The sequence below is a fragment of the Gordonia hirsuta DSM 44140 = NBRC 16056 genome, assembly GCF_000333015.1.
In the GTDB taxonomy this organism is placed as follows: domain Bacteria; phylum Actinomycetota; class Actinomycetes; order Mycobacteriales; family Mycobacteriaceae; genus Gordonia; species Gordonia hirsuta.
Map to the genome: position 1 here is coordinate 19,756 of NZ_BANT01000047.1, position 13,172 is coordinate 32,927.

General features: G+C 70.1%; 10 protein-coding genes and 1 pseudogene. 3 read left to right on the forward strand and 8 right to left on the reverse strand.

Annotated features, from left to right (window positions below; genetic code table 11):
* Window position 1: 1 nt before the first annotated feature.
* A complete protein-coding gene (locus GOHSU_RS14550) occupies window positions 2-1,219 on the reverse strand; it encodes a lipopolysaccharide biosynthesis protein (RefSeq protein ID WP_005943394.1) in 1,218 nt (405 codons plus the stop codon).
* 128 nt (window positions 1,220-1,347) lie between these two features.
* Between GOHSU_RS14550 and GOHSU_RS14555 the strand changes: the two genes are divergently transcribed.
* Together GOHSU_RS14555 and GOHSU_RS14560 are read left to right on the forward strand one after the other, a co-directional pair.
* The gene (locus GOHSU_RS14555; RefSeq protein WP_005943395.1) at window positions 1,348-2,268 is read left to right on the forward strand and encodes an HpcH/HpaI aldolase/citrate lyase family protein; all 921 of its coding nucleotides are present in this window, start codon (window positions 1,348-1,350) and stop codon (window positions 2,266-2,268) included.
* Between the two features lie 11 nt (window positions 2,269-2,279).
* On the forward strand, window positions 2,280-4,019 hold the full coding sequence (locus tag GOHSU_RS14560; protein WP_005943396.1) for an MmpA family trehalose lipid delivery protein: 1,740 nt from the start codon (window positions 2,280-2,282) through the stop codon (window positions 4,017-4,019).
* Here the strand turns inward: GOHSU_RS14560 and GOHSU_RS14565 are convergent.
* Window positions 3,962-5,092, reverse strand: a complete 1,131-nt coding sequence (locus GOHSU_RS14565) for a glycosyltransferase family 4 protein (RefSeq protein WP_005943397.1) — start codon at window positions 5,090-5,092, stop codon at window positions 3,962-3,964. The two genes, GOHSU_RS14560 and GOHSU_RS14565, sit on opposite strands and share 58 nt — an antisense overlap.
* Window positions 5,093-5,122: 30 nt before the next feature.
* Here GOHSU_RS14565 and GOHSU_RS14570 point away from each other — a divergent pair, with 30 nt between their 5' ends.
* Window positions 5,123-5,905, forward strand: coding sequence for a class I SAM-dependent methyltransferase (locus GOHSU_RS14570; protein WP_005943398.1), 783 nt, complete (start codon window positions 5,123-5,125; stop codon window positions 5,903-5,905).
* 29 nt (window positions 5,906-5,934) lie between these two features.
* Here GOHSU_RS14570 and GOHSU_RS14575 read toward each other — a convergent pair whose 3' ends face one another.
* The 6 genes and pseudogenes from GOHSU_RS14575 to GOHSU_RS16935 form a co-directional block, all read right to left on the reverse strand.
* A complete protein-coding gene (locus GOHSU_RS14575; protein WP_005943399.1) occupies window positions 5,935-6,636 on the reverse strand; it encodes a hypothetical protein in 702 nt (233 codons plus the stop codon).
* Between the two features lie 49 nt (window positions 6,637-6,685).
* Window positions 6,686-9,256 (reverse strand): ABC transporter permease, encoded by a 2,571-nt coding sequence (locus tag GOHSU_RS14580; protein WP_005943400.1) that lies wholly within the window; start codon window positions 9,254-9,256, stop codon window positions 6,686-6,688.
* A 2-nt stretch (window positions 9,257-9,258) separates the two neighbouring features.
* Entirely contained in the window at window positions 9,259-10,017 is a 759-nt protein-coding gene (locus GOHSU_RS14585; RefSeq protein ID WP_005943401.1) for an ABC transporter ATP-binding protein, read from the reverse strand.
* A 170-nt stretch (window positions 10,018-10,187) separates the two neighbouring features.
* Window positions 10,188-12,014, reverse strand: coding sequence for a phosphoenolpyruvate carboxykinase (GTP) (locus tag GOHSU_RS14590; RefSeq protein WP_005943402.1), 1,827 nt, complete (start codon window positions 12,012-12,014; stop codon window positions 10,188-10,190).
* 109 nt (window positions 12,015-12,123) lie between these two features.
* Window positions 12,124-12,456: a hypothetical protein gene (locus GOHSU_RS14595; protein ID WP_005943403.1), complete on the reverse strand. Its 333-nt coding sequence runs from the start codon at window positions 12,454-12,456 to the stop codon at window positions 12,124-12,126.
* Window positions 12,457-12,496: 40 nt separating this feature from the next.
* Window positions 12,497-13,172: pseudogene (locus GOHSU_RS16935) on the reverse strand (hypothetical protein); the annotation flags it as partial.

Here is a 13,172-nt window from a genome sequence, read left to right on the forward strand (position 1 = left end):
TTCATCCCCGCTGGGTGAGGAAGATCCACAGTGCGGTCACCGCGACGCTGAGCGCGGCGCTGACCGCGGCGATCACCGCCAGCCCCAGGACCGAATGCGCCAGCGTCACGATCATCACCACCTCCAGCACCAGCACCAGCGAGGCCGGCAGCCCGCCGCGGGCCCGGTCCCTCGCGATCGCGGCCAACAGCAGCAATTGCAGGATCGCCAGGGCCGCGCCGGTGAAGGCGAACAGCCACAGCAGGTTGGCCACCGGGCGGTAGTCGGCCGACACGATCACCGGTACCAGCGGCCCGGCGGCGGCCGCCCCCAGGGTCACCACCGCACCGATCAGCGCCAGCACCCGGGTCGCCGAGCGCAGTGCCGCCGCCGACCGCAGCGGATCGGCCAATCGTGGATACACCACGACCCCGACGGCCTGCGGCAACCAGAACGCCGCTTTGGTGGCGACCGCACCCAGCGCGTACAGGCCGGCATCGGTCGCGCTGAGCACACTGCGGGAGAGCAGCAGATCCAGCGAGACTGCGACGATGATGACCAGCTGGACACCCGATGCCCACAGCACCGTCGATGACCGCATGACCGACCCGGCACCGGCGTCGTCTCCGCCGGCCGAAGCAGTGCCGGTCCAACCGGGTGCGATCGCGAGCACTCCGACCGCCGCCGCGGCCGCTACGCTCCCGAAGGTGCCGGCAGCCAGCGCCCAGGTGGGGCCGGTCCCGGCGAAGACCGCGATGCTCACCGGCACGCTGCGCAGCACTCCGACCCCGGCCAGGACCGCGCCCAGCAGAGTGAATCGGCCGGCTCCCTGTAGGAAGCCCTGACCTCCGGCGATCACCGCCAGCGGCGCCGCCCCGGCCATCGCGGCGAACGCGGGGGCGGCACCGGTGTGCGCGATGGCCATCATCGCGAACGCCGCACCCACCGAGGCCACCGCCACGACAGCGGTGACCACCGCGATCAGCCGCCACAAAGCCCGGTGATCGGTGCCGCGGACCACCTCGCGGGCCACCACGCTCTGCAGGGCCAGGGCCGGCACTGACAGCACCAGCATCGCCGCCAGCAGCACCGCGAACTCGCCGTAGCCGGCCGGTCCCAAGAGCCGACTGGCCGGCAGTTGTACCAGGTAGGCGAGCAGATTGGCGATCAGCGAACCAGCGGTGACCACCCCGAGGGAACGGACGGCGGCACGCTGGTGCGGTGTCGCGACGTCGGGCATGCTGATCAGTCTGCCCTGCCACCCGTCGCGGCCGATGACCGGAGGGCGGCGCGGGTGCCCGACGCGTATAGACTGTCACCGGCCCCAGCGCAGTATTCGAACGCACAAGACAGCAGGCAATCGACTCGATGTACGACACCGAACCCCTCACCGAGGCAGACCCTTCCGCCGAGCCCGGATCCCGCCTCGATCCGGTGCTGGCCCGGAGCTGGCTGCTGGTGAACGGGACCGAAGGCGACCGCTTCGAACCGGCTTCGCGTTCCCGCGCCGATATCGTGATCCTGGACATCGAAGATGCGGTGGCACCCAAGGACAAGCTCACCGCCCGCGACAACGTGGTGCGCTGGATGAACGACGGCCACTCCGACTGGGTCCGGATCAACGGCTTCGGCACTCCCTGGTGGGCCGACGACATCGCCGCTCTTAGCCAGACCTCGGTCGGCGGCATCATGCTGGCGATGGTCGAATCGGTCGACCACATCACCGAGACGGCTCGGCGCCTGCCGAACGTGCCGATCGTCGCACTGGTCGAAACCGCCCGCGGCCTGGAACGGATCACCGAGATCGCCGCGACCAAGGGCACCTTCCGGTTGGCGTTCGGGATCGGCGACTTCCGGCGGGACACCGGTTTCGGCGAGGATCCGCTGACCCTGGCATATGCGCGGTCGCGGTTCACCATCGCCGCCAAGGCCGCGAACCTGCCCTCGGCGATCGACGGTCCCACCGTCGGATCCAGCGCCCGCAAGCTGACCGAGGCCACCGCGATCAGCGCCGAGTTCGGGATGACCGGCAAGATCTGCCTGACCCCCGATCAGTGCGCGGCCGTCAACGAAGGCCTGTCGCCGTCGCAGGACGAGATCCGCTGGGCCAACGAGTTCTTCACCGAATTCGAAGGCGCCGGCGGCGAGATCCGCAACGGCTCGGACCTGCCCCGCATCGCCCGGGCCACCAAGATCCTGGATCTGGCCCGCTCGTACCGGATCGTTCCCAGCGACTACCCCGACGCCGACCACCGTCCGCCGCCGTCGGACGTCGCCAACCACTACTGAGCAGTCTCCCGGTGACGCAGTCCCCCGGACGACAGTGCGCCGTGAGCGTCGGGGGCGTCACCGGCCCGCTCGCCGGGGTGAGCACCCTGCTGGCCGCCGTGATCTGCTGGCCGCTCTTCGGCGGGTATCTCCTGCATCGCGATGCGGTGGCCACACCCCGCTCACCGTTGACCGCCGCTGCCTTCGGGCTCGACGGGGCCGCACCGCGCGCTGTTCCGCAGGACGGCTTTCTGGCGCTGGTCTCCCCGGTGGTCGACGGCGGATTCCTGGTCGCCGCGATCCTCTTCCTGACGCTGCTGGCGGCCGGCATCGGTTACGGCCGGCTGGCCGCCCGGCTGCTCCCGTCCACCGGCACCGCCGGCGCCGTGGCCGCCGCCATCGTGGCGATCTGGAATCCGTTCGTCGCCGAGCGCCTGCTGCAGGGGCACTGGAGTCTGCTCACCGGGTACGCCGCCCTCGGCTGGCTGGTTCCGGCGGTGCTCCGGCTCGGCCCGGGTGCCGGGGTGGCGCCGTGGGCCGGCGTGGCCGGATTGTTCGCGGTCGCCGGGCTCACTCCGACCGGCTCGGTTCTGGGTCTGCTGATCGCGTTGGTCACCGTGGCCGGGCTGCCCGGACACCGGCTGCCCACCCTCGCAGGACTGGTGCCGGTATGGATCGTCACCGCACTGCCGTGGCTGGTAGCGGCCGCGGTCAGTGACGGCGCGGCCGACGGGGTCGGCGGCGGGCAGGCCTTCGCCGCCCGCGCCGAGCCGGGGCTGGGCACCTTCGGTTCACTATTGGGGCTGGGCGGCATCTGGAACGCCGAGGCGGTCCCGGCCAGCCGCGCGTACTGGTGGGCCGCGGTGGCCACCGGATGTCTGCTGCTGGTGGTGGCGGGCGGGTGCGCGGTGCTGTGGCGCCGCCGTGAGACGGTGCCGCCGACGGTGACTGTCCTGGCAGTTCTGGCGGTGGTCACCCTCGTTGCGGTCGCCGCCGCCGGCACCGGTGCGGGCCTCGAGATGGTCGACACGCTGCTGGCCCGGGTACCGGGTGCGGGGCTGCTGCGGGACACGCAGAAGTACCTGGCGCTGGCGGTCCCGTTCGTGGCAGTGGCGGTGGCCGCGGCGGCCGGCTGGCTGCGAACCTGGGTGCCGACCGGGTTCGCGGTCGCCGTGATCGCGCTGCTGGTCATCGCTCCGCTGCCGGATCTGGCTTGGGGAGCCGGTGGGAAGGTCCGGCCCGTTCAATATCCGGACGATTACGCTGCGGTCACCGATCTGATCGGGTCCGACGACACCGCCGTCGCCGTCTGGCCGGCCACTCCGATGCGGCACTACCGGTGGAATCACGGTCCGTCGCTGTCTCCGTTGCCGCGCATGCTCGATGCTCCGGTGCTGCTGGGCGGTGAGTTGACCGTCGACGATCAGACGCTGGATCGGCCGGCCGGCCGGACCGGGCAGGTGAGCGAGGTCCTGGACCGCGGCGGAGCTCCGGAGGAACTGGCCCGGCTGGGGGTGGGCTGGGTGGTGGTGGAGGCCGACGGTGCCCCGCAGCAACTGGCCGCACAGGTGCCCCCGGTCTTCCAGGGTGCGGATCTGACGGTCTATCGGATCGACGGCGCCCAGAGTCCGCCGGCACCCGGATCGGGCGCCTGGGTTGCCGCCGGAGTCGCGCACGGCCTGTGGCTGTTGTGTCTGCTGGCCGGTCCGGTCGCTCAGTTGACCTCGCGCAGGACCCGCTCGAAGCCGGCTCCTGCCGCCGGCCAGGAGTAGGCGGCGGCGCGCCGGCGCGCATTCTCCCCGAGCCGGCGTACCTCCTCGGGCTGGTCGATCAGCCGGCGCACCACGGCCCGGAATCCGGCCGGGTCGTCGGTGAGCACCCCGGTCTCGCCGTCCACGATCGAATCGGTCAGACCGGCCGAGCTGCGGTATCCGACGGTGGGCACCCCGTGCTGTGCCGCCTCGATCACCACCAGACCCCAGCCTTCCTTGCGGGAGGGCATCAGGTGCAGGTCGGCGCGGGCCAGCAGCCGATGTTTCTCGGTCTCGCTGACATAGCCGTGGAATTCGACCCGGTCCGACAGCCCCAGTTCGCTGGTGCGCGAGAGTAGTTCGGCCGACCACCAGCCGTTGCCCACCACATCCAGGTGCACGCGCACCCCGTCGTCGCGCAGGGCCGCGACCGCGTCCAGGGCGTGTTCGACCTGCTTGTGCGGGACCAGGCGGGAGACGACGATCAGCCGGTGGTGACGCTCGTCCTGGTCGTCGTCGACGATGCCGGCCGGTACCGGGTCGATGCCGCCGCGTACCACCGAGATGCGTTCGGCGTCGACGCCCAACTCGATCAATTCCTCGGCCGACGGCTGGGAGACGGTGATGTACCGGTTGCGCCGGTGCACCCACGGCGACAGTCGCGATTCGATGAACCAGCCGATCCGGGCGAGTACCGGTCCGGCCACCGGCCACTGTTCGCGATGGCAGTGGTGCACCAGCACCACCGTGGGGGCCCCGACCACCAGCTGCGCGAAGAACGGCACTCCGTTCTGGGTGTCGACCACCACGTCCGGCCGATAGCCGGCGAGCCGGCCCACGCCGAAGCGGGCGCCCAGCAGCATCAGCAGGATGCGCGGGTAGACGGTCAGCCGGCCGCCCACGCGCAGCACCCGCATCCCGTCGAGGATCTCCGCGCGGGCGGCCCCCCGATATTGTGCCGTGACATAGGTGACCCGGGCCCCGCCGGCCGCCAGGTACGCGCCGACCCGCTCCAGATAGCGTTCGCTGCCGCCGCCTTGCGGATGGCCGGTATCACGCCAGCACAGCAGCAACACCTCGGTCGGAGAATTCATCGGGTTCCAGGGTATGCGAGAGTGACTGTCATGCCCCCCGCCCCCTTCGCTCGGCAGGCCGGTCGCGCCCGGCAGGCCCCGTTTTCTTCGTTGGCGACCTGGGGTCGTGCCCGCCGGCTGCTGCACGAGTTCACCTTCGAGCAGAGCGATCCGGATCGTTTCTATTCGGCACTGGCCCGCGACACCGCGCAGATGGTGGCCGCCCTGCACCCGGTGGATCTGGCCGGGCAGACCGTGCTCGATGTGGGCGGCGGTCCCGGTTTCTTCGCCGACGCCTTCACCCGGCGTGGTGCGGCCTACCTGTCGGTGGAACCGGACGCCGGAGAGATGCATGCGGCCGGACTCGATCACCGGACCGCGATCCGCGCCCAGGGACAGCATCTGCCGATCCGGACCGCTTCGGTCGATGTGGCCTACTCCTCGAATGTCGCCGAGCACACCGCCCAGCCGTGGGAGATGGCCGACGAGCTGGTGCGGGTGACCCGCCCCGGGGGGACCGTCATCGTCAGCTACACGCTCTGGTGGGGACCGTTCGGCGGCCACGAGATGGGTTTGAGTCATTACCTCGGTGGCCACCGTGCCGCCCGCCGCTACACCCGCCTGCATGGCCGACTACCGAAGAATCTGTACGGTCTGTCCCTGTTCCCGATCACCGCACAGGCCGGGCTGGACTGGGCCGCCAGCACCTCCGAGGCGCAGTTGCTGCAGGCCTTCCCCCGCTATCTGCCGAGCTGGGCGTGGCCGGTGGTGCGGATCCCGGGAGTGCGCGAGGTCGCGGCCACCAATCTGGTGCTTGTCCTGCGTAAACACTGAGCGGTACCCACCGCTGCGCGCCGCCGGTGTCAGTCGCGCGGCAGTGCTGCCCGGCAGCTGATCGGGCCACCGCTGCTGGTGGAGGTCGCCAGCACGGTATCGCCCTGGGTGATCGTGCAGGTCACCCGGCCCTGCACAACGATGCCGGTCAGTTCGGCGGTCGCCCCCGGCGCGAGGGTGGCCTGGACCGACCATGGGGCGCCGGCCGTGGCCAGCACCGTGTTGCCCGAGGCGCCGCGGTAGTTGACCGCGAGCAGGTTCCCGTTGCCGGTGAACCGGTACGTCACCGGTCCCGCGTCCGCGGGCGCCGCGCTGGACGAGGGCGCCTCGGCACTGCTCGGCGCCTCCGACGACGACGGTGCGGTCGCGACGCTGCTACTGCTACCGGCGGCACCGGCGTTCTCGCTGTCGCCGGTGGAGTCCATACCGCGGTAGACCAGGTAACCCGCTATCCCCAGCAGCACCAGCGCCAGCACGATGATCAGCGACAGCACCACCGTGCGACCCGAGTTCTTCGGCGGGCCCGGCGGCTGGCCGGAGGGGTCCCCGTAGCCCTCGTTCCCGTAGCCCTTGTTCCCGTAACCCTCGTTGCTGTAAGCCGGGCTGCCCGAACCCTCGGCATAGTCGCCCTGCGGGTAGGCGTCGCCGCCCGGATAGGCCCCGGCGGACGGATCGATCGGTTCCATCCGCCGGGTCGACGGGCGCTGGTCCTCGGGTCGGTCGTCGTTCATCACCCCAACTTAGGCGAAACCGGCGAGCCCCGCTGCCTCGGGCGAGCGGCTACTCGGTGATCGCCTCCAACGGTTTGGTGCGCGCCGCCGAGACGGCCGGCCACAGGGCGGCGACCACGCCGACCACCGCCGAACCGGCCAGGGTGATGCCGATCAGCGGCCACGGCACGGTGATCACGTCGAAGCCCCAGTGACGCAGGGCATGCACCAGCGGCAGTCCCAGCGCCAGCCCGACGATCACGCCCAGCAGGGCCCCGAAGATCGCGATGTACACCGATTCCAGGTAGATCGTGCGGCGCAGCTGCGGCCGGCTCATCCCGATGGCGCGCAGCATCCCGATCTCCTGGCGTCGTTCCACCACCGACAGGGCCAGGGTGTTGATGATGCCCAGGATCGCGATCACCAGCGCCAGACCCAGCAGCGCGTACAGCGTGGCCATGATCGAGTCGATGATCGAGGTGAAGCTGTTCTTGAATTGCTGGCTGTCCTGCACCTGAGCGGTCAGGAACGGTTTGACGGCTTCCTCCAACTGCTCCCGCAACGCCGACTCGGACACCCCGGGCTTGCCCTTGACCAGCACCACGAAGGTCATCCGGGCCGCCTGGCTGGGGGTGAGCCGATCGAAGGCCTGGTTGCCCACCAGCCAGTCACCCAGCGCCGGGTTATCCACGAAGAGTCCGGTGACGGTCACCGGCACCTCGACACCGGTGGTCGAGACGAAGACCGCGCGGCTGCCCAAGGTCCAGCCGTGATCGGCCGCGATCTTCTCGCTGACCAGCATGCCGTCGGGGCCCAGCTGTTCCACCCCGTCGACCAGCCCGATGTTCATCACCTCGCTCATCGCCCCGCCGACGGGTGTGCTCACCGCGGTGCGCTCGCCGTCGAGGGTCACGAAGGCCATATCGAAGGAGACGGTCGTCTGGGCATCCGGCACCTGCGCCACTGCCTCACCGACCGCCGAGGACATCGGTGCCTGCCCTCCGGAGACGACGAAGTCGGCGCGCAGGTTCTGGTCGATCTCCGCGTCGATCATCGTCTTGAAGGAGGCTCCGATGGTGCCGATGACCACCACCAGGATCAATCCGATGGTCAGCGCGAAGGCCGTGGCGGCGCTGCGCCGCGGGTTGCGGATGGCATTGGTGCGGGCCAGCTTGCCCACCGTCGCGAACGGAATCTGCAGGACGCGCCCGATACCGCCGACCACCGGCTGCGACAGCGCCGGCGCGGCCAGGACGACGGCGACGATGATCAGCACCGCCGCGCCACCGATCAGCAGCAGCGCCGGCACGCCCTGCGTGGCGACACCGCCGGCCAGCAATCCGATGCCCGCCAGGGCCAGCAGCCCGCCGATGATCGTGCGGGTGCGCAACGAGCCGGCGCCCGGCTCGGCCGAGCTCATCCGCATGGCCTCCACCGGCGGAACCCGGGCGGCCCGCTGCGCCGGGAACCAGGCGCTGAGCAGGGTCACGATCACGCCGACGAACACCGCCGACAGCACCGCGCCCACGCCCACCTGCAAACCGGCCGACGGCAGACCCTGACCACTGGTGTAGACGAGCATCAGTGCGGCGATACCCACACCCAGCCCCAGCCCGATCGCGCCGCCGAGGATGCCCACGACGAGCGCCTCGAGCAGGACCGAACGAGAGATGTTCGGGCGGCTGGCGCCGATCGCCCGCAGCAGCGCCAGCTCGCGGTTCCGCTGGGCCACGATCATCGAGAAGGTGTTGTAGATGATGAAGGTACCGACGATCAGGCCGATCGCGGCGAAGGCCAGCAGCACGTAGCGCAGGACGGTCAGGACGGTGCCGATCTGGTCCTTCTGGTCTTCCCGGACCTGCTCGCCGGTGCGCACCTGATAGAGCGCCTCCCCCTTGCCGGCGACGGCCTCGGCGTTGAGCATGGCATCGAGGCGGTCGCGCAGCTGCGTGTCGCTGACTCCGGGTGCGGCGGTCATGTCGATCGCGGAGACGAACTCGTCGCCGCCGAAGAGTTGCTCGGCCTGCGCCCGCTCGAACTGGACGTTCACGAAACCGCCGGTCGCCGCGGGCATGTCCAGCAGCCCGACCACCGTCACACCGATCGGCCGGGAGGTCCCGGTACCCAGCGCCACGACGGTCTTGGAACCGACGGTCAGTTGCGCCTTCTGCGCCGCGCTCTGATTCAGGACCACCTCGAACGGGGCGGTGGGCGCGCGCCCGGCGACCAGCTTCATCCCGGCTGCGTCGACGGCCTGATCAGGGGGAATGTAGCTCGAGCCGATACTCGGCGCACCACCGGTCTGCAGACCCGATCCGTCGGCTGTGGCGATGGTGACTGGACCGGAGAAGTCGACCTGCAGCTTGTCGATACCCAGTTGCCCGCGCTGCTCGCGCAGCTGGTCCACCACCTCGACGGGCACCCCCGGGGACTGCGCCTGGGCGGCCGAGACCTGCACGTCCACGCCCCGGGCCACATTGTCGAAGATGTTGTCGAAGGAACTCTGCACGGTGGCGGTGAAGACCACCGCGGCCGCGACGAAGCTGGTGCCGAGCACCACGGAGAACACCGTGAGGATCAGCCGGATCTTATGGGCGGCCAGACTCCGGAGGGAGACTTTCGCCATGACGGGGGTGCGCATGATCAGCTCTCCTCGCCCAGCCCGCGCATCACGGCGAAGACGTCATCGGCGGTCGGCTCGGTGAGCTCGTGGACCAGCCGTCCGTCGGCCAGGAACACCACGCGGTCGGCGTAGGAGGCGGCCCGCGGGTCGTGGGTCACGATCACCACGGTCTGCCCGAACTCGTCGACGGCGGCGCGCAGAATCGAGAGCACCTCACCCGAGGACCGCGAGTCCAGATTGCCGGTCGGCTCGTCCCCGAAGATGATGTCCGGCCGCCCGACCAGGGCGCGGGCACAGGCCACCCGCTGCTGCTGGCCACCGGAGAGCTCACCGGGCCGGTGGGTGAGCCGGTCGCGCAGACCGAGGCGGTCGACGACGGCGTCGAACCAGTCCTGGTCGAGTTCGCGGCCGGCGATGTCCAGCGGCAGGGTGATGTTCTCCTGGGCGCTGAGCGTCGGCACCAGGTTGAAGGCCTGGAAGACGAAGCCGATGCGGTCGCGGCGCAGCCGGGTGATCTCCTTGTCCGACAGTCCGGCCAGTTCGACGTCGCCGATGGTCACGGTGCCGGAGGTGGCGTTGTCCAGTCCGGCGAGGCAGTGCATGAGCGTGGACTTACCGGAGCCGGACGGCCCCATGATCGCGGTGAACTGTCCGGACTGGAAGTCGATCGACACATCCCGCAGCGCATGCACTGTGGTGTCTCCCGAGCCGTAGGTTTTCGTCACATGCTGCGCACTGGCGGCGACGGTTGCGGGTGAGACCTCTGCTGGTTGCGTCATGGCCTCTACGCTTCCAGATCCGGGTAGCCGGTGCCAATGGGGGACCACCCCTAAAGTTCCCCGAACGCGAACACCGCCGGAACCTCCGCGCGCCGCACGATGCAAGACCGCACCGATGCACGCGGCCCCGTCACCGCGATCGGTGACGGGGCCGCGTGGCGGTCACAGACTCAGTCCTCGCTCAGACGCTCCACCAGCGCGTCGAGTTCGGTCTGCAGGCTCTCGGGGTTCTTCTCCCCGACGAACTCGAACCACTCGCGGATCGACGGGATCTCCTCGCGCCACTCGGCCGGATCGACCGCCAGCGCCTCGGCCAGATCCTCGGCGGACACATCCAGGCCGGTGACGTCGATCTCCTCGGGAGCAGCGACGATACCGATCGGGGTCTGCACACCCTCGACGTTGCCTTCGATCCGGTCGACCATCCACTTCAGGACGCGGCTGTTCTCGCCGAACCCCGGCCACAGGAAGCGGCCGTCGTCGCCGCGGCGGAACCAGTTGACGTAGAACACGGCCGGCAGCTGGGCGCCCTCGCGCTCACCGATGTTCAGCCAGTGCTGGAAGTAGTCGCCGACGTGGTAGCCCAGGAACGGCAGCATCGCCATCGGGTCGCGCCGGACGGCGCCGACGGTGCCCTCGGCGGCCGCGGTCTGCTCGGAGCCGACGGTGGCACCCATGAAGACGCCGTGCTCCCAGTCGCGTGCCTGGGTGACCAGCGGGACGGTGGTCTTGCGGCGTCCGCCGAACAGGATCGCCGAGATCGGCACACCGTTGGGGTCGTCCCACTCCGGGGCCAGGGTCGGGCACTGGCTGATCGGGGTGCAGTAGCGCGAGTTCGGGTGCGCCGCCTTGGTGCCCGACTCGGGCGTCCAGTCGTTGCCGTGCCAGTCGATCAGGTGCGCCGGCGGTTCGCCCAGGCCTTCCCACCACACGTCACCGTCGTCGGTCAGGGCGACGTTGGTGTAGATGGTGTTGCCCTTCTCGATGGTCCGCATGGCCGTCGGGTTCGACTCGTCGCTGGTACCCGGTGCCACACCGAAGAAACCGAACTCCGGGTTCACCGCGTACAGCCGGCCGTCCTTGCCGAAACGCATCCAGGCGATATCGTCGCCGACGGTCTCGGCGCGCCAGCCCGGCAGCGTCGGATCGATCATCGCCAGGTTGGTCTTACCGCACGCCGACGGGAATGCCGCGGCGACGTAGTAGACCTTGTCCTCCGGGCTGATCAGCTTGAGGATCAGCATGTGCTCGGCCAGCCAGCCCTCGTCGTGGGCCATCGCCGAGGCGATCCGCAGTGCGTAGCACTTCTTGCCCAGCAGCGCGTTGCCGCCGTAGCCCGAGCCGTACGACCAGATCACCCGGTCTTCGGGGAACTGGACGATGTACTTCTCCGGGTTGCACGGCCACGGCACATCCTCCTGACCGTCCTCGAGCGGGGCGCCGACCGAGTGCAGTGCCTGGACGAAGAAACCGTCCTCACCCAGCAGATCCAGCACCGCGGTGCCGACGCGGGTCATCACCATCATCGACAGCACCACATAGGCGGAGTCGGTGATCTCGACGCCCAGCTTCGGATCTTCGGCACCCAGGGGACCCATGCAGAAGGGGATCACATACATGGTGCGACCACGCATGGAGCCGCGGTACAGCTCGGTCATGGTCGCGCGCATCTCAGCCGGATCGACCCAGTTGTTGGTCGGGCCCGCCTGCTCCTCCGTCGCCGAGCAGATGAAGGTGCGCGACTCCACGCGCGCCACATCCTCGGGATCGGACAGCGCCAGGAACGAGTTCGGCTTGCGCTCCTCGTTCAGCTTGACGATGGTGCCGGCTTCGACCAGCTCGGCGGTCAGGGTATCCCACTCTTCGTCGGTTCCGGCGACCCAGACCACGCGGTCGGGCTCGGTGAGCTCGGCGACCTCCGCAACCCAGGCCAGCAGGCCGGCGTGATTAGTGGGTGCGCTACCGGCTTCCAGGCCGGGAATGGTCGCAGCGGTCATTGAGCTGTCTCCTTGAAAATCGCGGCTGCCGCACAGTTCACCGCCTGCGCGGTCGCCCTCATGATACCGCCGCTACCGGCGGACTTCCTGCCCCCCTGGATTCTGTGGGCTAGAACATCCGGCCCAACTGCGTCGGCAGCCATCTGCCGGTGCCCGGATCCAGGTCGGTCACCGCGTACTCACCGGCGGCGCCGAGTTCGGTGATGCGATCGACCTGGCCATCCGCATCGGTGTCGGTGTACACCGTGACCTGCCCGTCCACGCTGCGAGCGAGCGTGTGGTCGACACCGCCGGAACCGGTTTCGCCCAGGCCCGGGCCCAGATCCCAGACGTTTTCCCCGGCGAAGATCCACAGGTGGTCGTCCAGGGGCGGATCGGTGAGAGATTGCTCACCGGCCTGCTCGAACGTGTCACCGCCGCCCAACTCCAGCCATTCGTCCATACCGTGCTCCTTACTACCGAAAGGCGGTGGAGACGCCTCTCTAGAAGGTTTGACGCACGACCTCGCCGTTGGGTTCCACGACGCGCGGAAGATTCCACAATTCCCGGCTCAGCTGGGCTTCGGCGGCACCCAAACCGGCGGCGACGGCGTGTTCGGCGGCGGCGCGCGTGGCCGCGACGTTCTCTGCGGCCGCACGCCGCAGGGCACTGCGCCGGGCCCCCTGCCGGCGCACCGTCACCACCCAGCCGGCCACTGCCAGTCCGGCCAGCACCGTGATGACGGTGCCGATGGCTCCCATCCCGGCCCAGGACACCAGCGGCCCGACGGTGACCCGGCCCAGACCGAGGCCGGCCGAAGCCCCCAGCGCCAGCACGACCAGGTCCTCGGCGGACGGGCGCCGTGACCGGGGCTCGACGGGGGGCACCGCAGCGGTGATCTCCGGCGCTGGAGACGACGCCTCCGGCGGCGGGCAGATCCCGGCCAGCGCCGCGGAGCGCACCTGATCGGTTCCCTCCGCCAGCTCCCGACTGATCCGCCGCAGATAGTCGGCCAGTGCCGCCTGCAGCCAGGCCTCGAAAGCCGGCGCCTCTGCCGCCGACAGCCGTTCGCACGACGACGCCGCCGAGGTGTCCAGTTGCCGGGCCCCGGTGCGCAGCAGCCCGGACAGCCGGCCGCGCAGTTCGGCGAATCCGGCACGGGCACCGGCCAGCCGCTCG